This window comes from Neorhizobium alkalisoli (assembly GCF_002968635.1).
In the GTDB taxonomy this organism is placed as follows: domain Bacteria; phylum Pseudomonadota; class Alphaproteobacteria; order Rhizobiales; family Rhizobiaceae; genus Neorhizobium; species Neorhizobium alkalisoli.
The window spans coordinates 163303-186967 of sequence record NZ_PVBN01000002.1 but is presented as its reverse complement, the minus strand read 5'-3'; the positions used below and the strand labels follow the sequence as shown (position 1 = coordinate 186967).

Annotated in this window: 24 protein-coding genes; 10 read left to right on the top strand and 14 right to left on the bottom strand. The window is 61.1% G+C overall.

What is annotated here, in order from left to right:
- Positions 1–30 precede the first annotated feature (30 nt).
- Complete coding sequence (locus C5L13_RS05380; protein WP_105382245.1) at positions 31–441, bottom strand: winged helix-turn-helix transcriptional regulator; 411 nt, start codon at positions 439–441, stop codon at positions 31–33.
- 153 nt (positions 442–594) lie between these two features.
- Here C5L13_RS05380 and C5L13_RS05375 point away from each other — a divergent pair, with 153 nt between their 5' ends.
- From C5L13_RS05375 to C5L13_RS05365, 3 genes are all read left to right on the top strand, one after another.
- A complete protein-coding gene (locus tag C5L13_RS05375; RefSeq protein ID WP_407070403.1) occupies positions 595–1479 on the top strand; it encodes an SDR family oxidoreductase in 885 nt (294 codons plus the stop codon).
- An 80-nt stretch (positions 1480–1559) separates the two neighbouring features.
- Entirely contained in the window at positions 1560–2276 is a 717-nt protein-coding gene (locus C5L13_RS05370; protein WP_105382243.1) for an aspartate/glutamate racemase family protein, read from the top strand.
- Positions 2277–2336: 60 nt separating this feature from the next.
- A complete protein-coding gene (locus C5L13_RS05365; RefSeq protein WP_105382242.1) occupies positions 2337–3284 on the top strand; it encodes a bifunctional helix-turn-helix transcriptional regulator/GNAT family N-acetyltransferase in 948 nt (315 codons plus the stop codon).
- Here C5L13_RS05365 and C5L13_RS05360 read toward each other — a convergent pair.
- Positions 3281–4033 (bottom strand): pyridoxine 5'-phosphate synthase, encoded by a 753-nt coding sequence (locus C5L13_RS05360; protein ID WP_105382241.1) that lies wholly within the window; start codon positions 4031–4033, stop codon positions 3281–3283. The two genes, C5L13_RS05365 and C5L13_RS05360, sit on opposite strands and share 4 nt — an antisense overlap.
- A 336-nt stretch (positions 4034–4369) precedes the next feature.
- On the opposite strand from C5L13_RS05360, the gene C5L13_RS05355 reads away from it, so the two are divergent.
- Complete coding sequence (locus C5L13_RS05355) at positions 4370–5056, top strand: MerR family transcriptional regulator (protein WP_105382240.1); 687 nt, start codon at positions 4370–4372, stop codon at positions 5054–5056.
- Here the strand turns inward: C5L13_RS05355 and C5L13_RS05350 are convergent, their stop codons facing one another.
- Entirely contained in the window at positions 5057–6181 is a 1125-nt protein-coding gene (locus C5L13_RS05350; protein ID WP_105382239.1) for an ATP-dependent DNA helicase, read from the bottom strand.
- A 115-nt stretch (positions 6182–6296) separates the two neighbouring features.
- On the opposite strand from C5L13_RS05350, the gene C5L13_RS05345 reads away from it, so the two are divergent.
- Both C5L13_RS05345 and C5L13_RS05340 read left to right on the top strand, forming a co-directional pair.
- On the top strand, positions 6297–7577 hold the full coding sequence (locus C5L13_RS05345; RefSeq protein WP_105382621.1) for an SDR family oxidoreductase: 1281 nt from the start codon (positions 6297–6299) through the stop codon (positions 7575–7577).
- A complete protein-coding gene (locus C5L13_RS05340; RefSeq protein ID WP_407070411.1) occupies positions 7577–8059 on the top strand; it encodes a DUF2269 family protein in 483 nt (160 codons plus the stop codon). The genes C5L13_RS05345 and C5L13_RS05340 overlap by 1 nt, the downstream gene beginning before the upstream one ends.
- A gap of 9 nt (positions 8060–8068) precedes the next feature.
- Here C5L13_RS05340 and C5L13_RS05335 read toward each other — a convergent pair whose 3' ends face one another.
- The 4 genes from C5L13_RS05335 to C5L13_RS05320 are packed head-to-tail and all read right to left on the bottom strand — an operon-like array spanning position 8069 to position 10326.
- Complete coding sequence (locus C5L13_RS05335; protein ID WP_105382237.1) at positions 8069–8440, bottom strand: nitrile hydratase accessory protein; 372 nt, start codon at positions 8438–8440, stop codon at positions 8069–8071.
- On the bottom strand, positions 8427–9086 hold the full coding sequence (nthB, locus tag C5L13_RS05330) for a nitrile hydratase subunit beta (RefSeq protein WP_105382236.1): 660 nt from the start codon (positions 9084–9086) through the stop codon (positions 8427–8429). Before nthB ends, C5L13_RS05335 begins: the two co-directional genes overlap by 14 nt.
- Positions 9083–9721 (bottom strand): nitrile hydratase subunit alpha, encoded by a 639-nt coding sequence (nthA, locus tag C5L13_RS05325; RefSeq protein WP_105382620.1) that lies wholly within the window; start codon positions 9719–9721, stop codon positions 9083–9085. The genes nthB and nthA overlap by 4 nt, the downstream gene beginning before the upstream one ends.
- An 11-nt stretch (positions 9722–9732) precedes the next feature.
- Positions 9733–10326 (bottom strand): LysE family translocator, encoded by a 594-nt coding sequence (locus C5L13_RS05320; RefSeq protein WP_105382235.1) that lies wholly within the window; start codon positions 10324–10326, stop codon positions 9733–9735.
- A 172-nt stretch (positions 10327–10498) separates the two neighbouring features.
- On the opposite strand from C5L13_RS05320, the gene C5L13_RS05315 reads away from it, so the two are divergent.
- Positions 10499–11341: an aldo/keto reductase gene (locus tag C5L13_RS05315; protein WP_105382234.1), complete on the top strand. Its 843-nt coding sequence runs from the start codon at positions 10499–10501 to the stop codon at positions 11339–11341.
- 6 nt (positions 11342–11347) lie between these two features.
- Here the strand turns inward: C5L13_RS05315 and C5L13_RS05310 are convergent, their stop codons facing one another.
- Genes C5L13_RS05310 through C5L13_RS05300 form a run of 3 tightly spaced genes read right to left on the bottom strand, consistent with a single transcriptional unit; the run spans position 11348 to position 14817 of the window.
- Positions 11348–12352: a capsular polysaccharide export protein, LipB/KpsS family gene (locus tag C5L13_RS05310; RefSeq protein WP_245423256.1), complete on the bottom strand. Its 1005-nt coding sequence runs from the start codon at positions 12350–12352 to the stop codon at positions 11348–11350.
- A gap of 49 nt (positions 12353–12401) precedes the next feature.
- Positions 12402–12974, bottom strand: coding sequence for an acetolactate synthase small subunit (gene ilvN, locus C5L13_RS05305; RefSeq protein WP_105382232.1), 573 nt, complete (start codon positions 12972–12974; stop codon positions 12402–12404).
- A 49-nt stretch (positions 12975–13023) separates the two neighbouring features.
- Positions 13024–14817 carry an acetolactate synthase 3 large subunit gene (locus tag C5L13_RS05300; RefSeq protein WP_105382231.1) on the bottom strand — a complete coding sequence of 598 codons (1794 nt, stop codon included), beginning with the start codon at positions 14815–14817 and terminating at the stop codon, positions 13024–13026.
- A 395-nt stretch (positions 14818–15212) separates the two neighbouring features.
- On the opposite strand from C5L13_RS05300, the gene C5L13_RS05295 reads away from it, so the two are divergent.
- Positions 15213–17306 carry an ATP-binding protein gene (locus C5L13_RS05295; protein WP_105382230.1) on the top strand — a complete coding sequence of 698 codons (2094 nt, stop codon included), beginning with the start codon at positions 15213–15215 and terminating at the stop codon, positions 17304–17306.
- Here the strand turns inward: C5L13_RS05295 and miaA are convergent, their stop codons facing one another.
- Positions 17307–18197, bottom strand: a complete 891-nt coding sequence (gene miaA, locus C5L13_RS05290) for a tRNA (adenosine(37)-N6)-dimethylallyltransferase MiaA (RefSeq protein ID WP_105382229.1) — start codon at positions 18195–18197, stop codon at positions 17307–17309. It abuts the gene before it with no gap.
- Between miaA and serB the strand changes: the two genes are divergently transcribed.
- The gene (gene serB / locus C5L13_RS05285; RefSeq protein ID WP_105382228.1) at positions 18198–19088 is read left to right on the top strand and encodes a phosphoserine phosphatase SerB; all 891 of its coding nucleotides are present in this window, start codon (positions 18198–18200) and stop codon (positions 19086–19088) included. It abuts the gene before it with no gap.
- Positions 19085–19678 carry a GNAT family N-acetyltransferase gene (locus C5L13_RS05280; RefSeq protein WP_105382227.1) on the top strand — a complete coding sequence of 198 codons (594 nt, stop codon included), beginning with the start codon at positions 19085–19087 and terminating at the stop codon, positions 19676–19678. Before serB ends, C5L13_RS05280 begins: the two co-directional genes overlap by 4 nt.
- Positions 19679–19682: 4 nt before the next feature.
- Here C5L13_RS05280 and C5L13_RS05275 read toward each other — a convergent pair whose 3' ends face one another.
- The 3 genes from C5L13_RS05275 to hflK all read right to left on the bottom strand — a co-directional run bounded on the left by C5L13_RS05275 (position 19683) and on the right by hflK (position 23577).
- Positions 19683–21314 (bottom strand): Do family serine endopeptidase, encoded by a 1632-nt coding sequence (locus C5L13_RS05275; RefSeq protein WP_105382226.1) that lies wholly within the window; start codon positions 21312–21314, stop codon positions 19683–19685.
- 227 nt (positions 21315–21541) lie between these two features.
- Positions 21542–22480, bottom strand: coding sequence for a protease modulator HflC (gene hflC / locus C5L13_RS05270; RefSeq protein WP_105382225.1), 939 nt, complete (start codon positions 22478–22480; stop codon positions 21542–21544).
- The gene (hflK, locus tag C5L13_RS05265) at positions 22477–23577 is read right to left on the bottom strand and encodes an FtsH protease activity modulator HflK (protein ID WP_105382224.1); all 1101 of its coding nucleotides are present in this window, start codon (positions 23575–23577) and stop codon (positions 22477–22479) included. The genes hflC and hflK overlap by 4 nt, the downstream gene beginning before the upstream one ends.
- Positions 23578–23665 lie beyond the last annotated feature (88 nt).

Here is a 23665-nt window from a genome sequence, read left to right as displayed (position 1 = left end):
CGCAGGCTGCCGGTGGTCCTGCTTTTCGCCTCAAGCCAATTCGCTCTCGTCATATTTCGCCCGTGCGGCCTTGACCGAGGGGTGATTCTTTTCTGCCCATTGCAAGACTTTCGAAAGCGGTTCGAAGAGCGAGCGCCCAAGATCCGTCATCCGGTATTCGACGCTCGGCGGCTTTGTCGGAAAGACTTCCCGTTCGACATATCCGTCGCGTTGCAGATCGCGCAGCGTTTGAGTGAGCATGCGCTGGGAGATATCCGGCACCAGTCGCCGCAACTCGCCGAAACGGTAGGGCCGGCGCGACAACGCTTCCAGCAGCAGCGTAGACCATTTGCCGGCGATGCGGTCGATCACGTCGCGCACCGGACAATTTCCGCCATCCCAACCGGACATATCGCATTCCTGACCGCCGAGCGCAGGCTTTCGCGCCGCCTTGAGCACCATGACAGTGGTTCCCTTCAGATAACCATCTCCCTCAAAACTGCCTCCTTTACAGCCAGGCGTCAATTCTTATTTTAGCGCTAGTCTCTTTTTGAGACTAACGTTCACATCCACGCCAACGGCGTCGGGTCAATTGATAGAAGGATAATGTTTGAGATGACCAGACTTCTCGTCACCGGCGCCGCCGGACAGCTCGGTCGCGCCGTCCTGCATCACCTGGTGCAGACCTCCAAGGTCGCGCCTGGCGATATCGTCGCAGCAAGCCGCGATCCCCAAAAACTGGCCGAGTTCGCAGCGGCGGGAATTGAAACCCGTGCGGCCGATTTCGATGACGAAGCAGGTCTGGTCAAGGCCTTCACCGGCATCGATCGCGTGCTGATCATCTCGACCGATGAACTCGCAACACCCGGAAAGCGCATCGCCCAGCACAGGAATGCGGTTGCCGCCGCAGCCAAGGCCGACGTCAAGCATATCATCTACACCTCGATGCCGAACCCGGACAAATCGCTCGTCAGCTTCGCTCCGGACCACCTTGGAACGGAAGAGGCGATCAAGGCGAGCGGTGTCCCCTACACGATCCTGCGCAATTCCTGGTATGGCGACAACTACCTCATGTCGATGCCGCACAATCTGCAGGTCGGCCGGTGGTACACCGCCACGGGCGCCGGCAAGGTGGCAAACATCAGCCGCGACGATTGCGCCCGCGCCGCTGCCGCCGCGCTCGCCAATCCGCCCGCCGGCAGCCAGACACTGACCCTCACCGGTCCCGAATCGCTCTCGGCCGAAGACATTGCCACGCGCGTTTCGAAGGCCGTCGGAAAGCCGCTCGAGGTCGTTCACGTCACGGATGAGCAACTCTCCCACGGTCTTACCGGCGCAAGCCTCCCGCCCTTCGTCGTGGAAATGCTGGTTTCCGCGGACGCCAATATCCGCGCGGGCAATTTCGATCTGTTGACGGACACGTTCGAAAAGCTGACCGGAAGCAAACCTCAATCGCTTGGCGCCTATCTTGAAACCCAAAAGGCGGCGCTTTCGGGCTAATTCCTCTCAGAGGATTGCAAATCTCCAAAATTCGCGATAATTAGATGGAGTTACTAAATTCTATCTGATTTGGAGAAAAAATGCGCGCGATTGGCTTGATTGGTGGGATGAGCTTCGAAAGCACCGCAGTCTATTACCGCCTCATCAACGAGATGGTCCGCGACCGTCTCGGCGGCCTCGCCTCCGCCAATGTTTTTCTCCATTCGGTCAACTTCGCCGAAGTCGTCGACATGCAGAAAGCCGGCCGCTGGGATCTGGCGGCCGAGCATCTCGCAAAAAGTGCCAGCAGCCTCCAAAGCGCTGGGGCCGAATGCATTCTGATCTGCACCAACACCATGCACCTCGTCGCGCCCGAGGTCCAGGCGGCAGTCGATGCCCCTGTCATCCACATCATCGATGAAACGGCTCAAGCCCTGAAGTCGCGGGGCCTGGCGCGTCCGCTTCTGCTCGCCACCCGCTACACCATGGAGCACGGATTCTATTCCGACCGGATGAAATCTCTCGGCGTCGATGTCATGGTTCCGGATGCCGACGATCGCACCGCTATCCATAACATCATTTTCAACGAACTCTGCGCCGGAACCGTCGCCGAAGCGTCCCGCCATCGCGCGATCGCCATGATCGAAAAGGCAAAAGCGGAAGGTGCCGACAGCATCATCCTCGGCTGCACCGAGATCTGCCTTTTGCTCGATCCGGAAGATCTGCCGCTTCCTGGTGTAGATTCGACCGCAATCCACGCAGGGGCCGCCGTGGATTTCGCTCTCGGTCATGCGAAAGCAAATCAGGTTGCGGCTTAATTTAGTTGACTTAGTCAATTAACTGGTGGACAAAATCTCCTAACAGGAGGTTTTTCCGCCATGACCGATCCCGCCTTTCTGGACACCGTTCGCGCCTTCAACCGGTTCTACACGAACAAGCTGGGCCTTCTCGCGAAGGGCTATCTCGATTCCCCCTACACGCTGACGGAAGCGCGCATCCTCTACGAGATGGGCGCGCGCAGGCGGGTTTCCGCCACGGAACTCAATTATGATCTCGGCCTTGATCCGGCCTATCTGAGCCGGGTGTTGAAGAAGTTTCGAGAGGCGGGTTTTATCGACAGCCAACCCGACCCCGCCGACAAGCGAAGCCAGGTACTGACGATCACGGCGGAGGGACGAGCCGAGTACGAGATGCTCGGCGAGCGCTCGCGCCGGCAGATCGAAAACGATCTTGGCAATGTGGACGAGTCCAACCGTGAAAAGCTGATCGGCTCCATGCAGGCGATCCGGATGATCCTCGACCCGAAGTCGGCAGTGCCCTCGCCGCCTGTCGTCATTCGATCCCACCAGATTGGCGACATGGGATGGCTGATCGAGGCCCAGGCGGCCGCCTATGCCCGCGAATATGGTTGGAACGAGAAGTTCGAAGGACTGGTTGCGGAAGTCGCCGGCAAATTCATCGCCCATTTCAACCCTGAACGCGAACGTTGCTGGATCGCGGAGCGCAGCGGCCGGAGGGTTGGTTCGGTGCTCGTGGCCGATGGTGGCGACGGGGTTGCGAAGCTGCGTCTTCTCTATCTCGATCCGGCTGCCCGGGGCCTCGGCCTCGGCCGAACGCTGGTGGAACAATGCATCAAGTTCTCAACCTTAGCCGGCTATCGAAAGCTGTCGCTTTGGACCAACGATGTTCTGTCTGCCGCCATCCACATCTATGAAAAGACGGGTTTCAGGCTTGTCTCCGAAGAGAGACATGCGATGTTCGGGCCGGAATGCACCGGCCAGACCTGGGAGCTCGAGCTCGGCGAGGCAAAACTTTCGGCCGCTTAAATCGCCTGACCACATGCGCGGCGGAAACGGCGAACGGTTTCCGCCATACCATATTCCAGCGCGTCCGCGGTCAAGCCGTGGCCGATCGAAACTTCGGCCAGGTTGGGTATCCGCCTGACAAGTGCCGGCAGATTGCCGACCGTCAGATCATGACCGGCGTTGACCCCGAGTCCTTCGGTCAATGCCGCGTCCGCTGTACGTCCGAGCAATTCGAGGACCTCCGCGCCGTGCTGCGTATCGTCGAAGCAGCCGCCGTAAGGCCCGGTATAGAGTTCGATACGATCCGCTCCTGTCGCCTTCGCCAGCTTGACCGCCTCCACATCTCCGTCGCCATCGGCAAACAGCGACACTCGCATGCCCTTCTTCTTGAGACGCGCGACGATCGGCTTCAGCATTTCGCCGCTGGCGCGGAAATCAAATCCGTGGTCCGACGTCGCCTGGCTCGGATCGTCCGGCACCAGGGTCACCTGTTCCGGCTCGATCTTCTCGCAGAGCGCCAAAAAGTCTTCACTGGGATAACCTTCGATATTGAACTCCGCCGCCGGAAACTCGTCATCGATCAAAGCACGGATCACCGGCAGATCGGAAAAACGGATGTGCCTCTGATCAGGACGCGGATGCACGGTCAGTCCTGCCGCCCCTGCCTGGAGCGCGATCCGCCCCAATCCCTCGACGCTCGGCCAAGGAAGGTCCCGGCGGTTGCGCAACATGGCGACTGCGTTGAGGTTTACGGAGAGCTTGGTCGGCATGGCAATATCCGTTTTTCAGAGGACGTGCCGAGCTTTTAGGACATGGACCGCACAAACACCACCGGCTTTGAGGAATTACACCTATAAAGAGTTTTCATCGACGAGAATCCACGGGGCTCAAGGGACTATCATTTTCTAAAATTTTACATAATGTATTGCTAACAGAATTCGCCGGCCGGACCAAAAGCGGCGGAATATAGGACTTGCCGGCGAATTCTGTTAGCCAATCATATCGGGTCCGCATTTTCAGTACCGAGAGCTCACCCGAGGGCGCGCGCGATATGCGTGCAACTCTGAGATGAGGCTTTAGCCAGACGCCATTCGCAGGGAGGCCCGATGCGAAGCGACGCCAGATACCCGACAGCCGGATTCAATGCAGTGACAGCCGGTGGACAGACCAAGTTTCTTCCCCAGGTTTCCTTGCCCTTCGACTTGCCGGAGGAACCGCTGGCGATTGCCGAAATGGCGGATCTCTTCGGCGTCACTCATCGCACCCTGCACTTTTATGAGGAAAAAGGCCTGATCACGGCGGAACGATCGGGTACCATGCGGGTCTACGGCAGCGAACATATCCAGCGCATGGCCGTCATCAATGCCTGCCGGGAGATCGGCATGTCGGTTGCGGTGATCCAGGAATTGATGGACGAGCTGGCCGGCACGACCTCCCAGACGGAAGCGGACGAACTGTTCCAGAACATGCTGGCGCGGCGCAAGCGCGAACTGACCGCGGACATATCCAATATCCGCCGGCAGATGCAGCAGATCGAGAGCCTTCTTTCTGCGGACGAGGAGGATGGCACGACCGAAACGGTGCGCCCCATGTCGCTGGTCCTCTCCGACATCGAGAAACGGTGTCTGGCACTGATGGCGGAAGGTTATTCCGCGCCCCGCCTCGCACGCACCCTCGATCTGCAGTTCGAAGAACTCCGTGAAATGGAAGACGGCATCATCCGGAAATTTCAGGCTACCAACCGTTTCCAGGCCGTCGCCAAGGCGCTGCTCCTTGGCATGGTGCCCAACTGATCAGCGAACGATCGTCAGTGTCTCCGCCGCGCGGGTGATCGCGGTGTAGAGCCAGCGCTCCCGTGTATCGCGGAAGGCAAAGCTTTCATCGAACAGCACGACATTGTTCCACTGCGAACCCTGCGCCTTGTGCACGGTCAACGCATAGCCGTAGTCGAACTCGTCGTAGCGCTTGCGGGTCGACCAGGGGACTTCCTCGTCGCTTTCGAACGCCTGCTTGAGAAGTTTGATCTTCGCCGCACCCCGGTCCATGTCGTCGTCTTCGGGCCGGATCATGAGATTGATTCCAGGCTTCACGGTCTCCCGCGAGGAGCTCATTACCTGCCAGAGCGACCCGTTGAGCAAGCCCTTCACCTGATCGTTTCGCAGGCAAACCAGCTTGTCGCCGGACTGGGGATAGTCGGCCGTGAAGCCCTTCAGCTCCCGGAGTCTCTGATTGTAGCGCTTGCGGGTCTTGTTGGTGCCGACCAATACCTGATCGGCCTCCAGCACCAGCGGCTGGGTCACCTCGTCGCGTGAGATCACCTTCGCCGTGCCGTAGTCGCCATACATGATCTCCTTGCCTTCGCGCACGTTCATGGCGAGCTGGATGATCGGGTTGTCGCGGGCCTGGCGGTGGATGTCGGTAAGCAGATAGTCCGGCTCCTGCTCGGTGAAGAAACCGCCGCCGGAAACCGGGGGCAACTGACCGGGATCGCCAAGCACCAGGATCGGCGTTCCGAAGCTCATCAAATCCTTGCCCAGTGCCTCGTCCACCATCGAGCATTCGTCGATGATGATCAGTGCCGCCTTGGCGACCGGGCTCTGGCGATTGATCGAAAACATCGGCGCGATCGACGTCTTGCCGGTTTCCTCGTCCTCCACTGCCTCCTCGCCGCGGGGGCGGTAGATCAGCGAATGAATGGTCTTGGCGTTGCGAGCGCCCTTCGAACGCAGCACCTGAGCGGCCTTGCCGGTGAAGGCGGCGAACAGCACGTCGCCATCGACATTTTCGGCAAAATGCTTGGCAAGCGTCGTCTTGCCTGTGCCGGCATAGCCGAACAGCCGAAAAATCTGGCTGCGGCCTTCCTTCAGCCAGCGTGAAACGGCTTTGAGAGCCTCGTCCTGTTGCGGTGCAAATTGCATGGGCGCGACTTGGCAGGATTCGAGGGGGAATCGCAACAGAAAAAGAACGAAAGTAGATCAAGTCGCGGCGCCTCTCCGCTGTTCAGTTGTTATCTTGGTCGCCTATGATCCGCGCATGAACGTTCTGATTCTCGGCGCAACCGGCTTTATCGGCTCCACGGTCCTGCAACGGCTCGTATCGGACGGGCATCATGTCACGGGATTGGGACGCAGCCCGCAAAAGGCGCGGATGAAATGGCCTGCAGCCGAGTGGCTGAGAGCCGACGTCGCAACGCTTTCCGTAGAGGACTGGCGTCCGCTGATCGAAGGTCGGGATGTCATAGTCAATTGCGCCGGCGCGCTGCAGGACGGATATGCCGACGATCTCGCCCCCACGCAGGAAAGGGCGATGATCGGGCTTTATGAGGCGGTGAAAGAATCGGGCGACAAGCTCATCGTACAGATTTCCGCCCGCACGGATGGTCCGGCTGCCGCATTGCCTTTCCTGGCGACGAAACGCCGCGCCGACGAGGCGCTGGCCGCGAGCGGTCTGCCGTTCGTGATTCTCCGCCCGGCACTGGTCATCGGCCGCAACGCGCATGGCGGCACGGCGCTCTTGAGGTCGCTTGCAAGCTTCCCCGGCGTTCTGCCGCTCATCCATGCGGAAAGCCCGGTTCAAACCGTCTCGGTGGAAGACGTTGCTGGAGCAGTATCACTTGCCATCCAGGGTGCTATCCCGCCCGGCGGCGACCTCGATCTTGCCGCCGACAACGGACCGACGCTGTCGGACCTCATGCAGCTTCATCGTGCCTGGCTCGGTTTGCCTCCTGCCCGTGTCGTTCATCTACCCCCGTGGCTGGAAAAACCGGCCGCTTTGGCCGCCGATCTGGCCGGCCGGCTCGGCTGGCGCTCGCCGCTGCGTTCCACGGCCATGGCGGTCATGTCGGAAGGCGTTTTGAGTACGCGGCCGAAACCGGCGGACCTTGTTTTTGCCGACGCCGCCGCGACTCTGGCTGCCCATCCGAGTGGCGTTCAGGATCTCTGGTTTGCTCGGCTCTATCTGATGAAGCCGGTCATGATCGTGACGTTGTCGCTCTTCTGGCTGCTTTCGGGTCTTATTCCGTTCTTCGACCTCGCCGCAGCGGCATCCCATTTCCCGCGCTTCATGTCTGCCGGAACAGGCACGGTACTGGCCATCACCGCCTGCCTTGTCGATATCCTGCTTGGGCTTGCCATCCTTTTCCGCCAACAGGCGCGGAAAGCAATGATCGGCATGATTGCCGTAAGCCTCATCTACCTCACCGGCGCTACCCTTCTGGAGCCATGGCTCTGGCTTGATCCGCTCGGGCCGCTCGTCAAGGTGTTGCCTTCGGTCGCTTTGACGCTCGCCGCACTTGCCATTCTGGACGAACGATGATGGTGGATATCGACGGCCTGCTCCGCCTCGTCCACGTCATCGGCGCAACGGTCCTGCTCGGAACCGGCGCCGGCATCGCCTTCTTCATGGTGATTGCCCGTCGCACCGAAGATCCGAAATTGATCGCCCATACCGCAGGCACGGTCGTCTTGGCGGACACGGTCTTCACCGCGACGGCGGTGCTCCTGCAGCCGATCACGGGCTATCTGCTCGCCGAAAGGACAGGCTGGTCATTGGCGGAGGGTTGGATCGCGCTGTCGCTCGTCCTCTATGTGGTTACGGGACTGTTCTGGCTTCCGGTTGTCTGGATCCAGATGAGACTGCGCAACCTCGCACGCATCGCGGCAGGAAACTCGGCGCCGCTGCCGCCGGAATGGTTCGGTCTCTACCGCATCTGGTTCGCATGCGGATTTCCCGCTTTTCTCGCGGTGATTGCCATCTTGTGGTTGATGCTGACCAAGCCGGACATAACCGGGTTCTGAGGCGGAAACCTAGCGCAGCGGATCGTTCTCAAGTTCGATCGGCTGGCCATGCGGTGTCGCTTCCGCCGCCCGCTGCCAGCTTTTCTGGAGAGAAAGAATGGCATCGGCGTCCGCGATGTGTTTATCGACGAGAAGGCCCGACAGGGCCGCCACCCAACAGTCGAAATAATCGCTGCCGTCCTCGGCGCGGCCGGGCTTGTGTACTTCTGCGGAAAGAGCCGCTGCCCATTCGCTCCAGGTGAACAGGCCCTTCTCGTGCAGATGCACGGTCATGGCAAAAGCCTCCGCGGCCCAGGGCTCGGGAAAGGTCGGATCGCCCTCCGCCGACTTCGGCAAGCCCGGCGAACGCGCAAGCGGCGAGCGAATTTCACAGGCGCTCAAGATAGCTCTCCCATGCGTCGATCGAAACGGTGAGTGTCGGATCGCTCCCCCCGCCCCAGATCTCGCCACCATCGAAGACGACGGTATAGACCCATTGCGGGTTTTCGCCCTGGCCATGCGCATTGCCGTCCGGGAAGACGTAAGAGCCCTGCACCGCCTCAACGACCCCGGTCTTGGCGCGGGCATAACGCGGCAACCGGGTGTGGGTCTCGGGATTGAAATTCTTCGTCCTGACCCTGTCGCCCGGCTGGAAAAGCGGCTCCGTGTCGACGGGACGGTCGCAAGGGCCGCCGCGGGCGAGCACCCCCTGCACCATCTCAGCCTTCAAAACGCGCTTCGGGGTGGCCGGCTCCATCTGCTTCGCGCCTGCGTCGATCTCGCCTCTGGTCGCAAATCCATGCCTTTCGAGCAGCACTTCCAGCGCCCGCATCCAGATCTCGTAATAGCTCGCGGAGAGATAGGCCGCCGGCGGGATGTTTTCGCGCGCATGGCGGCTTTCATCGATCGTCCAGGCACCGAAAGCGCCGCAGGACAGCGTCAACCCCAGGGCCCGCTTTTCCCATTCCGCGTGAAAATAGGGCTCGTCCTTTTCGGGCGCCACGGGGCCGAAGCCCATCTGCCCGCCCAGATCATGAGGCCCGTTCATGCCGGTGCCCCCGCAATCGCCGTGCCGATCATCGCATCGCGGCTGACGAGTTCCGCAAGCTCCTCCTCACTCATGTTGTCAGTACCATCCGGGCGTTCGGGAATGACGAGGTAGCGTAGCTCGGCAGTCGAATCCCATACTCGTATCTTCTTGTCTTCCGGCAGCGTCAGCCCGAATTCGGCAAGCACGCTCCGCGGATCGATGACCGCACGAGACCGATAGGCCGGCGCCTTGTACCAGACGGGCGGAAGGCCAAGCACGGCCCAGGGATAGCAGGAGCAGAGGGTGCAAACGACGAGGTTATGCGTTTCGGGGGTGTTGAACACCGCCCGCATATGCTCCCCCTGCCGGCCGGTATAGCCGAGGCTCGCGATCGCAGCCGTTGCGTCCTCCTTCAGCCACGCGGCGAAGTGCGGATCGCTCCAGGCCTTGGCAACAACGCGGGCGCCGTTGCGCGGCCCAATCTTCGTCTCGTAGGTCTCGACGATCACATCGATCGCAGCCGGATCGATCAGTCCCTTCGCCGTCAGCACGGTTTCCAGCGCCTTCACCCGCGCCTGCATGTCGCTGTAGCGGTTGTCGTGGTGATGATCATGGTCATGACCATGATCGTGGTGATGATGGTCTGCAGACATGGCGATTTCCTTCATCGCAGCATCGGCCAGAGGCTTGCAACGAGCAAGACGGCCATGGTGATGTTGAACCATTTGAGCCGGACCGGCACGGACAGCCACTCCCGCAAGGCAGATCCGAAACCCGCCCAGGTGGATACGCTTGGCACGTTGACGGCGGCAAACGCGAGCCCCACCAGGAGCACGGTCGGAAAATAATAGTCGGGGTTGGTGTAGGTCGCCATGGCTGTAACCGCCATGACCCAGGCCTTCGGGTTGACCCATTGGAATGCAGCGGCGCCGAAAAAGGTCATCGGACGCGCGCCGGTCTTGCCATCCGAGAGGCTGCGCGAGGTGCCGATCTTCCAGGCGATCCACAACAGGTACAGTCCGCCTGCGAATTTCAGCGCCGTATAGACGACCGGCACGGTCTGCAGCAGCGCCCCAAGCCCAAACCCGACTGCGATCAGCAGCGAAAGAAAACCGACGCCGATGCCGAGCATGTGCGGGATCGTTCGCGCAAATCCGAAATTCACACCCGATGCGAAGAGCATCATGTTGTTCGGCCCTGGCGTGATCGAGGTGGTGAAGGCGAACAGGACAAGGGCCAGAAAGGTTTCCAGCGGCATAATGACTCCCGAGCGCCAATCCGATCCCGTTATTTGCGTCGCCTCCTCTGCGGGAGGCCGTATGCCGGTGATAGGATCGTTCCGGTCGATCTGCAAGCGGAACTTGGCAGCCGGGATTAAAGCTATATCTGATTAGTCACGAACGTCCGCAATCGATCGACCGAGGTCTCCCATGCCCGACATCCCGACAGTCACCCTTGCATCAGGCCAATCCGTGCCGGCGCTCGGCCTTGGCACCTGGAACATGGGAGACGACAGCCGCAAGGCAAATGCCGAGATCGAAAGCCTGAAACGCGGCCTCGACCTCGGGATGACCTTGATCGATACGGCCGAAATGTATGCCGAAGGCGGAGCTGAGAAGATCACCGGCGAAGCGATCGCCGGCCGTCGCGGCGAGGTGTTTCTGGTCAGCAAGGTCTATCCGTGGAACGCAAGCCGCCAAGGCGTGATCGATGCCTGCGAACGTAGCTTGGGGCGGTTGAAGACGGACCGTCTCGACCTCTATCTCCTTCATTGGCGTGGAGAACATCCGCTTGCCGAAACCGTTGCCGGTCTCGAGGAATTGCAGCGTGCCGGCAAGATCGGTGCCTGGGGCGTCTCGAACTTCGACGTCGCGGATATGGAAGAGCTGATGACCGTACCGGACGGCAAGAACTGTGTTGCCAATCAAGTCCTCTACAACCTCTCGCGCCGAGGCATCGAATACGATCTCCTGCCCTGGTGTCAGGAGCGCGGTATTGCCGTCATGGCGTATTCACCGATCGAGCAGGGTCGGCTGCTCCGCAACGACAAACTGATCCAGATTTCCAAGGCCTATCAGGCGACGCCGGCACAGGTGGCCCTCGCCTTCCTGCTGGAGCGCGAGGGTGTGATAGCCATCCCCAAATCCGCCAATCCCGACCGGGTTGCGGAAAATGCGGCCGCGGCCGAGCTGGATATCAGCGATGAGGACTGGGCGGCCATTGATACCGCCTTTCCGCCGCCGAGAGAAAAAAGGCCACTGGCGATGATCTAAACGTATTCAGTCCAGATCGAGCGCCTTCCGCTCGGCCACCAACGTATCCACTGCCCGGAAAACGTCGATCTCAGCCCATGTCCCGGTGTCGCGATAGCTGGGATAGAGTGCGAAGGTTGCGGCGACCAGTTGATCGACACTCGGCCGCGCCTGCCGTCGCGGCAGCATTGTCCTCGAAAATTGGCTTAGCCTGTCCTCCGTCAGTCCCCAACCGGAGTAGAAAGGCGCTCCATAACAACGCACAGGCAGGCCGCGCAGCAAGGCGTCGAGCCCGAACTGGCTTGAAACGGTCCAGACCTCGTCCACGACCTCCAACATGGAGGCCACCGAAACCGCATCCGCAAGCAGGATCACTCCCGGCGTTTGGGCCGCTCTTTCGGTGAGGTAACCTTTGCGGAAACCGGCCACCACATCCGGATGGGTGCGCACCACGCATTGAGAGCCGCTTGCCACGGCGTCATCGAGCATTCGCGCAAAGCTTTCCGGCGAACCGCCGGACATCGGAACGGAGACGTCGCCAAACACCTGATCGACCAAGAGAACACGTCGCTTCGTCGTGCGATCGAGCTTAGGCTGGCGATGCGGCAGGTTGTTGTATTTCGAGAGCTTGTTTTCCACGAGCGCGTTGCGGATATCTGACCCCAGCGAGCCGACATCCATGTCCGCCGAGCCTGCAATCAGCCCCTCCAGTCGGGAAGCCTTCGCGGCGTCCACCGGCATGCCGAGATCATCGACAACGATCGAGATCGGCAAGGTATTCTCCTTGCCGAGTCCTACCGATCGAAGATATCCGTCTTCGAGATACCAATAGCGCAACCTGCGAAACCAGGCTATGCGGCGCGCCAGCTTGGCGGTGGATCGCCCGCCCCAGAATACGATGCCCCTAATTCCCGGCGAAAAAGCCGACTCCAGTTCATGCAAACCGAAATAGTGCTTCAGCCATGGCGCAGATCGCGTCACATAATGAGTGGCGCCTAAGCGCATGGCGCTGGGAGGATACCAATCTTTCATGAAGTCCGATTCCGCCCCCTATCCGCATGCATCCCCTTAAACGCCCGGCTCACATCCCCTGCTGGCCGCGGTTCATCGCGGCAATCCCGGTACGGCAGACCTCGACCAGGCCGAGCGGTTTCATGACGGCCACGAACTGGTCGATCTTTGAGGACTTGCCGGTAATCTCAAGAATAAAATGCTCGACCGTGGCATCGACCACCTTGGCGTGGAAGGCATCCGCAAGCCGCAGCGCCTCGGCGCGATGTTCCCCACGACCGACGACCTTGACGAGAGCGACCTCCCGCTCGATCGGCCGCTCCTGGCCGAGTTCGCGCGCCCGCACGGTCAGATCGACGACGCGATGGACCGGGACGATCCGCTCCAGCTGCGCCTTGATCTGCTCGAGAACGGTCGGCGTGCCGCGCGTCACGATCGTGATGCGGGAAAGATGGGCTTCGTGCTCGGTTTCCGAAACAGTGAGGCTCTCGATGTTGTAGCCGCGCCCGGAAAAAAGGCCGATCACCCGGGCAAGCACTCCCGGCTCATTGTTGACGAGAATGGAGAGCGTATGGCTCTCCGCCTTGGCCGTTTCCGGTGCGATAAAGTAGGCAGATCCGGTCGGTTGCTGATGCGCATTCATGGTATTGGGTCCGTTTCCTCAGAATTCCGTTTAAGGTTCGAAGCTCGTCTCAGACGAGCTGGCGGCCCTTCGCATCGATCGCATTGGCAACCGCTTCGTCACTCGCCTCGTCCGGCAGCAGCATCTCGTTATGGGCCTTGCCCGAGGGGATCATCGGGAAGCAGTTGGCGAGATTGGCGACGCGGCAGTCGAAGATGACCGGTTTCTTGACCGCTATCATCTCCTCGATCTTGCCGTCCAGTTCCTTCGGATCGTCGCAATACATGCCGACGGCGCCATAGGCTTCCGCAAGCTTCACGAAGTCCGGCATCGCCTCGGTATAGGAGTTCGACAGGCGGTTGCCATGCAGCAGCTGCTGCCACTGGCGGACCATACCCATGTACTGGTTATTCAGGATGAAGATCTTGACCGGCAGATTATACTGGATCGCCGTCGACATTTCCTGGATGCACATCTGGATCGACGCGTCACCGGCAACGTCGATGACCAGCGCATCCGGATGCGCGACCTGGACGCCGATTGCAGCGGGAAAGCCGTAGCCCATGGTGCCGAGGCCGCCGGAGGTCATCCAGCGGTTGGGTTCCTCGAAATCGATGAACTGCGCCGCCCACATCTGATGCTGGCCAACCTCGGTCGTGATGTAGGTATTGCGGTCTTTCGTCAACTCATGGAGCCGCTGCAGCGCGTATTGCGGCATGATGACGTCGTTGGAGTTCTTGTAGGAAAAGGATTTCCGGGCACGCCAACGGGTAATTTCCTGCCACCACTCCTCCGTCTGTGCCTTGACCTGCTTCTTTGGCAGCGCCCGCCACAGCCGAACCATGTCCTCCAGTACGCTACCGACATCGCCGAGGATCGGGATATCGACGTGAACGTTCTTGTTGATCGATGACGGGTCGATATCGACGTGAACCTTGCGCGAATTCGGTGAAAACGCATTGAGGCGGCCGGTAATGCGGTCATCGAAACGGGCGCCGATGCAGACCATGACGTCGCAATCGTGCATCGCCATGTTGGCTTCGTAGGATCCGTGCATGCCGAGCATGCCGAGCCAGTTCGCACCGGAAGCGGGATAGGCGCCGAGCCCCATCAGCGTGGAGGTGATCGGGAAACCCGTGAGCTCAACCAGTTCACGCAGCAGGCGCGAGGCCTCCGGCCCGGAATTGATGACGCCGCCGCCGGTATAGAGGATTGGACGGCGCGCCGTGGCCATCAGATCAATCGCGGCCTGAATGGCCTTGAGGTCCCCCTGAGTCTTCGGCTGATAGCTGATATTGGCGGCAATTTCGGGTTTCGGCGTATAGGTACCCGTCGCGAACTGGATGTCTTTCGGGATATCGACAACGACTGGCCCCGGACGGCCGGTCTGGGCGATACGAAAGGCTTCGTGGATGATTCCGGCGAGTTCGTTGACATCCTTGACCAGCCAGTTGTGCTTGGTGCAGGGGCGCGTGATGCCGACCGTGTCGCATTCCTGGAATGCATCCGAACCGATGAGCGTGGTGGGTACCTGGCCGGTGAGGCAGACGAGTGGGACGGAATCCATCAGCGCATCCTGGAGCGGCGTGACGGCGTTCGTCGCACCCGGGCCGGACGTCACCAGCATGACGCCGACCTTGCCTGTGGAGCGGGCATAACCTTCGGCAGCGTGACCGGCGCCCTGCTCGTGACGCACGAGAATGTGCTGAATCTCGTCCTGCTGGAAGATCTCGTCATAGATCGGCAGAACGGCGCCGCCCGGATATCCGAAAAGGTGCTCGACGCCGTTTTCCTTCAGCGCTTTCAGCACGATCTCCGCGCCCGTCATCCGGTTATCTGGCATCTGGTTATTGCTGTCCGTCATTGTCTTGGTCCATTCGCTGCTGGATTTTTACCGGCGGCTCCTCCGAGCCGGATTGAAGGCATAAAAAAAGGCCCCTTGAGGAGCCTGTCTTTCCGCGCATGGGTGGCTGTCGCCGGATGGTTACACCATCCTGCCCATGCGCGTACCCACCACAATAAGAGCGATCGATATTTTCATGGCGCGAAGTGTTAGCCAGATAAATAGCATTCGTCAACGCCACCTTGCACCAAAAAACGCCATCCGCCTGATTTTGCTGGTCGTTGCACGCCCGAGGCCGCATTTGCCTACACCAGTTGTTAAGCCGCAACGTTTATGTTTCGCCTGTTGGAGGGTTGCGACCCGACCGACGGATGAGCCATGACCCGATCCGCCACCCCAATGATAGGGGGTTACGTTTGCTGAACAATGATCTCCATCGTTCCGCCTCCGCCGGAGAGCAGGATCGTCGCGATATCCAAAAACCAGGCAATCGCTTGCTGGGTCGTGTGGTTGCGTGCAACGGCGCTCATGCCACCATTTCAGCGATGGCCGAAAGCGGTGAAACCGATCTTACCGAACTCTGGTCGGTGGGCCGGCTGATCTCGATCAGCGTCGGTGCAAACCGTGTTGTCGCGCTGGCCTACGCCATGGAAACGGGCGCCCGTGGGTGGCGCGAAGGGGAAGACACAGGGTTCCACATCGAAGCCGAATTGCTGGGCGAAGTCCGCAAAGGCCCGAACGGCCGCGACGAGTTCTCCCGCGGCATCTCCCGTTATCCCTATCTCGGCGCCGTAGCACATCGCATCCGCGCTGCCGATCTCCTGCGCATCTACGATACCGGCAAGGACGACACCTGCGCCGTCGGCAAGCTGACGCAGGACGAGAGCATCGACGCCGCGATCCACATCCCCTCCATGTTGTCGAAACACTTCGCCATTGTCGGCTCCACGGGGGTGGGCAAGTCTACGGCCGTTTCGCTGCTCCTGCACAAGGCGATCGAAGTCGACCCGAAGCTGCGTGTCCTGATTCTCGATCCACACAACGAATTCGCCTCAGCCTTTCCTGAACACGCCGTCGTCATCGACACGGATACGCTCGACCTGCCCTTCTGGCTGATGCGGCTCGAAGAATTCTCCGAAGTGGTCTTCCGCGGCCGCCCCGCCGTACCTGAAGAACTCGATATTCTCCGGGACCTCATTCCGGACGCCAAACGGGCCTTCCGCGGTAGCGACTCGTCGCTGATGCGGCGCACGACGGAAAAAAGCTCGGTGACCGCCGATACCCCCGTGCCTTACCGCATGGCGGATCTTCTGGCGTTGATAGACGAGCGCATCGGCCGCCTGGAGGGCCGAAACGAAAAACCGTACCTGCGTTCGTTGAAGATGCGCGTCATGTCGGCCATCAACGACCCGCGCTACCACTTCATGTTCTCCAACAACACGATCAACGACACGATCATGGAGACGATCGCGCATATCTTCCGCATCCCCGGCGGAGACAAGCCGATCTCCACCTTCCAGCTTGCCGGCATTCCCTCCGAAGTGGTCAATTCGGTCGCCTCGATCCTGTGCCGCATGGCGTTTGAACTGGCACTCTGGAGTAAGGGCGCCATCCATATGCTGGTCGTCTGCGAAGAAGCGCACCGCTATGTGCCCGCCGATCGCGAGCTTGGCTTTTTTCCGACCCGCCAAGCCATTTCCCGAATCGCCAAGGAAGGCCGGAAATACGGCGTTTCGCTCGGGATCATCACCCAACGGCCGGGCGAACTGGATCAGACGATCCTCTCGCAGTGCTCGACCTTGTTCGCCATGCGCCTTTCCAACGACCGGGACCAGGAAATCATCAGGTCGGCCATTCCGAACTCATCGATCTCGACGACCAGCTTCCTCTCCTCGATCGGAAACGGCGAGGCGATCGCCTTCGGCGAGGCCATAGCCGTGCCGATGCGCATGAAATTCGCGCGCGTCGAAGAAAGATATCTGCCGAAGGCCAACGGGGTTGCCGACAAGGGCTGCGAAGACACGCCGGATACGGTCGACCTGCGCGCCGTGGTCGCGCGCCTGCGGTCCGTCACCGGACCGGACATCGCCGCGTTCCAGCAGAGCTATGCTGCCGCCAACCCCGCGTTCGCCGACAACGCGTCGTCACCTGACGAAGACGTGGATGCCGACTTCCCGCCGGCAGATGAAGCCGAAATGGAACGTTGGGCGCAGGAAATCCGCGCAAACGGCCACGTCGTGGTAAACCGCACGCCGCCTCTCGACGACCCGCAGCCCGAACCTTACAGGCCGGATATGCTGCCGCGCCCTCTACTGTCGGAACCGCCGATGCCGCGCCCGGATCGTTTCGCCGATCTGCGCCGTGAACGCGGCGGCGAACCTCCGCAGCCGATATTCCAGCGCCCGCTCCCGTCGGAAAACCCGCGTCCAAATCCGCCTCTCCGACGCGAGGGTTCACTTCGCGAAAGCCTGTTGAAGAAGCCGCTCAGCAGCCTCTACGACAAAGACTAGTCAGCCGATCCTCTCCCAGCTTTCGTCCATCTGGTTGCGGAACCACGTCATCTGCCGCTTGGCATATTGGCGCGTCAAGGCAGAGCCGCGCTCTATGGCCTCTTCCCGGCTCATCCGGCCTTCGAGCATCTCCGCGATCTGTGCCACGCCGATCGCCTTCATGACCGGCGCGTCCGGAGCGGGATGGAGCGCCAGCAGTGCCCTCACCTCGTCGACGGCGCCGCTCTCGAGCATCTTCTCGAACCGCCTGCCGATCCGTTCATGGAGCAGCTTGCGGTCCGGCAGGACCACGAGCTTTTTCGCCCGCGCGGGATCGATCACCTTCGGCCCCTGTTTTCCCTGAAACTCGGCAATCGACCGCCCGGTCTCTTCCAGCACTTCCAGCGCCCGAACGATCCGCTGGCCATCCCTCGGCTCGAGGCTTTCGGCAACCGGCGCGTCGCGGCGCGAAAGTTCCGTATGGAGCGCTTCCGGTCCCTCGTCCTTCAGCCGCAGCCGCACCCGGCAACGGACGTCCTGGGAAATTTCCGGCATATCGGAGAGGCCGCCCGTCAGCGCCTTGAAATAAAGACCGGTGCCGCCCACGAAGACCGGCAAGCGTCCGTCGGCCCTCAGCTCCGGCAAAAGGGCCGTTACGTCGCGCAGCCATTCGCCCGTCGAATAGGCGCGTGTCGCCGGCACATGTCCGTAAAGCAGATGCGGCACGCCCTCCATCTCGTCTTCCGAAGGCCGCGCCGTCAGGACCCTTAGCGTATCGTAGACCTGCATGCTGTCGGCATTGATGACGACACCATTTGCCTCTCGCGCCAGCCGAAGAGCAAGGGCCGACTTGCCGCTCGCCGTCGGCCCGGTTATCAGGATCGCGTCCAAATCATCCATAAGGTCGGTCATATGGCTTTCGTTGCCACGCTCATTGCCCATCCGTCAAACCCTGTTCTCACCTCAAAGCTCGGAGAGCAGGCGGCCGAGGCGGCAAAAGCCTCCGGCCTGTACTGGCTCGCGGACGGTATCGCCTGCGATATCGCGCTTCGTGACGATGCCGATCCGCACGCCGCCGAAGCAAATCTGCGTGCCGTGATCGCCGATGCACCGATCGACGTCGTCGTGCAGGAGACCGAGACCCGGCGGAAGAAATTCCTGATTGCCGACATGGATTCCACCATGATCGGCCAGGAATGTATCGATGAGCTCGCCGATGTGGTTGGCTTGAAGGACAAGGTCTCTGCGATCACTGCCCGGGCCATGAACGGCGAGATTGCCTTCGAACCGGCACTGCGGGAACGCGTCGCGCTTTTGAAGGGCTTGCCGATCACAGTGGTGGACGATGTCATCGCACAACGCATCACCCTCACATCCGGCGGACCGCAACTGATCGCCACGATGAAAGCCAAAGGGTTCTATACGGCACTGGTTTCCGGCGGCTTCACCGTCTTCACCAGCCGTATCGCGGAAACATTGGGCTTTGACGAAAATCAGGCGAATATCCTCATCGAAACAGATGGCATTCTCACCGGCGAAGTCGCCGAACCCATTCTCGGCAAACAGGCCAAAATCGATGCGCTGCTGGCGATCAGCGAGAGACTCGGCATTACGCCGGACGAAGCCCTGGCGGTCGGTGACGGCGCAAACGACCTGGGCATGCTCGGCATCGCCGGTTCGGGCGTTGCGCTGCATGCCAAGCCGACCGTCGCGGCCCAGGCGAAGATGCGGATCGACCATGGCGATCTCACCGCCCTCCTCTACATCCAGGGCTATCGCAAAACGGACTTCGTAGGGCCGTGAAAGAAGCAAGGGTCATCCTCGAAACGGAACGTCTCCGGCTCCGCAGCTGGATCGACAGCGACCGCGACCTGTTTCGCGAGATCAATGCCGATTCGAAGGTCATGGAGTTCTTTCCGTTTCGGCGAAGCCACGAGGAGGCGGATGCCCTGCTCAAACGGCTAAACGACTCGATCATTGAAACCGGCCTCGGCTTCTATGCCCTGGAACTCAAGGCGACCGGCGAGCCGATCGGTTTTTGCGGCCTGTCACTCGCCAACATGCCCGAGATCTTTCCAGCGGAAACAGTCGAAATCGGCTGGAGGCTTGCGACACGTTTCTGGGGCAAAGGCTATGTGTCGGAAGCCGCTAGTGCCCTGCTCGATTTCGCATTCGACAAGAAGCATCTCGACGCCGTCGTGTCCTTCGCGGTCGCCGAAAATCACCGGTCGACCGCCGTCATGAAGCGGCTTGGCCTGCATCGCGTTGCAAGCCTCGACTTCGAGCATCCGCGCGTCCCCGATACCCATCCGCACCTGAAACACCACATCGTCTATGCCGTGACGCGGGACGAGTGGCTGCGCCAGAAACAGCGCGCGGATAGAATGCGATAGCGAGCTATTCCAGCGGCAAGGCCACAAAACGGAGATTGCCGGCGGGATCTGCGATCATCACATGGGCGTTTCGACGACCTTCCGCCTTCAGCGCATTGATCCTCTTGACGACATCGGCCGGATTTTCCACGAAGTCCTGCCCCACTTCCACGACAACCTCGCCGACCTTCAGGCCTTTTTGTGCCGCGGGCGAATTGGGTTCGACAGCGGTAATCACCACGCCCTCGACGCTTTCGGCGATACTGAAGGTCTTGCGGCGTTCCTCGTCGAGTGCTGCGAGCGTCATCCCGAAGGTCACCGCAGGTTTCGCGTCCGTCTCGCCCTTCTGATCCTCCGGCGCGCCGTTGTCGGGCTCCGCGCTCTTGCCTTGGTCCTCGGGCAGCGTCGGCTGCTCGGCATCCTCCTCAGGCTCCGCGCTGTCTTCGAGACGTCCGAGCGTCACCTTGACGGTCTGCTCCTTGCCGTCTCGCATGATCACGACGTCGACTTCCTTGGCAACGGGGCTTTCGGCGACGATGCGCGGCAGGTCGCGCATCTCGTTGACCGGATGACCGTCGAAGGTCAGGATCACGTCACCCGCCTTGATCTCGCCCTTCTGGATTGGCCCACCGCTGACAACGCCGGAAACCAGGGCACCGCGCGCCCGGTCGAGCCCCAGGCTCGCCGCCACGTCGTCGGTTAACGGCTGGATGCGCACGCCGAGCCAGCCGCGGCGTGTTTCGCCGAATTCGATGAGCTGGTGGACGATATTTTCCGCAAGTTCCGTCGGCACCGCAAAGCCGATGCCGATCGAACCGCCGGACGGAGAGATGATGGCGGTGTTGATGCCGATGACCTCGCCGCTCATGTTGAACAGCGGACCGCCGGAATTGCCCTTGTTGATCGCCGCGTCGGTCTGGATGAAATTGTCGTATGGCCCGGCATTGATGTTGCGGCCCCGCGCCGAAATGATGCCGAGCGTCACCGAACCGCCGAGACCGAAGGGGTTGCCGATCGCCATGACCCAATCGCCGATGCGCATCCTTCGGGAATCGCCGAAGCGCGCCGCCTTCAGCGGCGCCTTCGGCTCGACCTTCAGGACGGACAGGTCGGTCTTGGTATCGGTTCCGACCAATCTGGCTTTGAGCTTGCTGCCGTTCGGGAAGATCACTTCGATGTCGTCCGCGCCTTCGATGACGTGGTTGTTGGTCACCACATAACCGCTGGCATCGATCACGAAACCGGAACCGAGCGACGAGACCTTCTGATTTCCGCCCTGGTTGCCCGGGCTGTCGAAGAAGTCCTCAAAGAACTCCTGGAAAGGCGAGCCCTCCTGGATTTGCGGCTGCGGACCCGCACCCTGATCCTTGACGCTCTGCGAAGTCGAGATGTTGACGACCGCATCGAGCAGCCCTTCGGCCATATCGGCGATCGAACCCGGTCCAACCGGGGCCACCGGGCCGGGTGCCGGCGGCGGATTGATCGTCGGAGACACTGGCGGCGGAGCCGGAAGCATCGAGCCGGGCGCGTTTCCATTTTGCTCGGGTACCGGAGGTGCCGGCGTCTGCGCAACCGCCTGCAGAGGGCTCGCCAGCACGGCAAGAGAAGCCGTCAACGTGGCAAAGCGCATGAAGGACGATCGAACCGACTGGGCCATCTGGCATCCTCGCTATTGGATTTGTTGCATCGCTCCCGACGAACGACACTCACCCGGGCAGGTCATTGGACCCTTTGAATCGGGCGGAGTTTCGGCAGAGCATAAGGCGGAATGCATGCCGGGGAAATTACCTTTTCGTGAGGACACCTGCCCCTTGCGGGTTTCGCCTGTGGATCATCTCTCGAAACAAGAGGGGCGGCTCGTCACCGCCCCTCTTGCGCAGGATGTCAGTTGGCAGGCGCCGCGGGCGCGGCAGGTGCCGCCGGAGCCTCCTGCCCCGGCCGCGTTCCGGCCGGAGAGTTGAGGAAGCGGAGGAACTCCGAATTCGGCGAGAGGACCATGGTCGTGCCGGTATCGGCAAGCGAAGCAACGTAGGCCCGCATCGAGCGATAGAACTCGAAGAAGGCCGGGTCGCGCTGGAAGGCTTCGCCGAAAATCCGGTTGCGTTCGGCGTCACCTTCACCGCGCAGGATTTCCGAATCCCTTTGTGCCTCGGAGACCAGCTCGACCACCTGACGATCGGCGATCGCCCTTCGACGCTGCCCTTGTTCATTACCGCGAGCGCGGATGAGTTCCGCTTCGGCAAGCCGCTCCGCCTTCATGCGCTGGAAGGTCTGCGCCGAGACTTCCTGCGTGAGGTCGGTACGGCGGATGCGCACGTCGCGGATGGTGAGGCCCAAGGTCTCGGCCGCGGCGTTGAGGTCGGTATGAACCTCCTGCATCATCGAGGAGCGTTCGTCGGAGAGGGCGGCATCGAAGTTACGCAAGCCGTAGACACGACGAAGTGCTGCATCGAGGCGGGTGCGCAGTCGCGATTCCGCCGATTCCCGATCGCCCGACACCGTCTCGCGGAACCGGCGCGGATCGGTGATCGAATAGACGACGAAGGCGTCTACCTCATAGAAGGCGCCGCCGCGCACCTGGACGCGGATATTGTCGAGGTCGAAACGCAGCGCGCGGTCTTCGAGATATTGAACGCGATCCGCATCCATGAAGGCGAACGGCAGCTTGAAATAGATGCCCGGCTCGCGCTTGACGTCCTGAATCTGGCCGAACCGAACCACGATTGCCTGTTCCCGTTCGTTGACCACGAAGACAGAGGAATAGAGCAGGAAAAGAATGACGGCGAGGCCGATCAGGATTGCCGGAAGTCGGTTGGAGTTCATCGGGCAGCTCCCGGCTGGGCCTGGGGCCGGTTGATTTCGTTGAGCGGCAGGTAAGGAATGACGCCCTCCTTGTTCTCCAGGATGATCTTGGCAGAGCCCTTCAGCACCGTTTCCATCGTCTCCAGGAAGATGCGCTGACGGGTGACCTCAGGCGCATTGGCATATTCCTGATGGATCGAGATAAAGCGTTGCGCCTCACCTTGAGCCTCATTCACGACCCGGTCCTTGTAGGCGGATGCCTCTTCACGGACCTGGGCGGCCTGACCGCGGGCCTGGCCAAGCTTCTGGTTGGCGTACTGGTTCGCTTCTTCCACGAAGCGGTCTTCGTCCTGTTCGGCACGCTGCACTTCTTCGAAGGCGTCGGCCACCTCGCGCGGCGGTGCCGCATCCTCGATCGGCACGGCGTTGATGGAGATACCCGAACCATAGGTGTCCATCGTGCCCTGGATGATGCCTCGCACCTCGGTCGAGATGTCTTCGCGGTTGTCGCGGAAGATGTCCTGAGCGGGACGGCGGCCGACGACTTCGCGCATGGCGCTTTCGGCGACCTGCTGCAGCGTCGAAGCAGGGCTTTCCAGGTTAAAGAGATAGGCCTTGGGATCGGTCACGGTGAACAGCACGGAAAACTGCACGTTGACGATGTTGGAATCGCCGGTCAGCATCCAGCCGGCATTGGAGTTCGACCCCCTCGCCGCCCCGATATTCTGCTGCTGTTCCGTGACCTTGACGATCTCGACGGACTCCAGCGGCCAGAGATGGAAATGCAGGCCCGGCATGGAGATTTCGTCCTTCGGACGGCCGAAACGCAGCTCGACGCCACGCTCGTCCGGCTGGACGGTGTAAACCGACTGGAATGCAAGAAACGCCACGATGACAAGGAGCACGATCACGAAGGCGCCGCCGTTGAAACCTCCGGGCATCACGCCGCGCAGGCGATCCTGGCTGCGCCGGATGATGTCCTCCAGATCAGGCGGACCGCCGCTGCCGCTACCACCGCCGCCGCGTGGGCGGTTCGGTCCCTGACCCCAGGGTCCTTGATTATTACCGCCACCGCCGCCCCACGGGCCGCCGCCGCCATTCTGATTGCTCCAGGGCATCAAAACCTCTTTGTTCGTACCACTCCCTTGCCGCGACCATACCGTGTGAGGCAGCCGGGCCTTGCCGTTATAGGTATCCGCAGCCCCG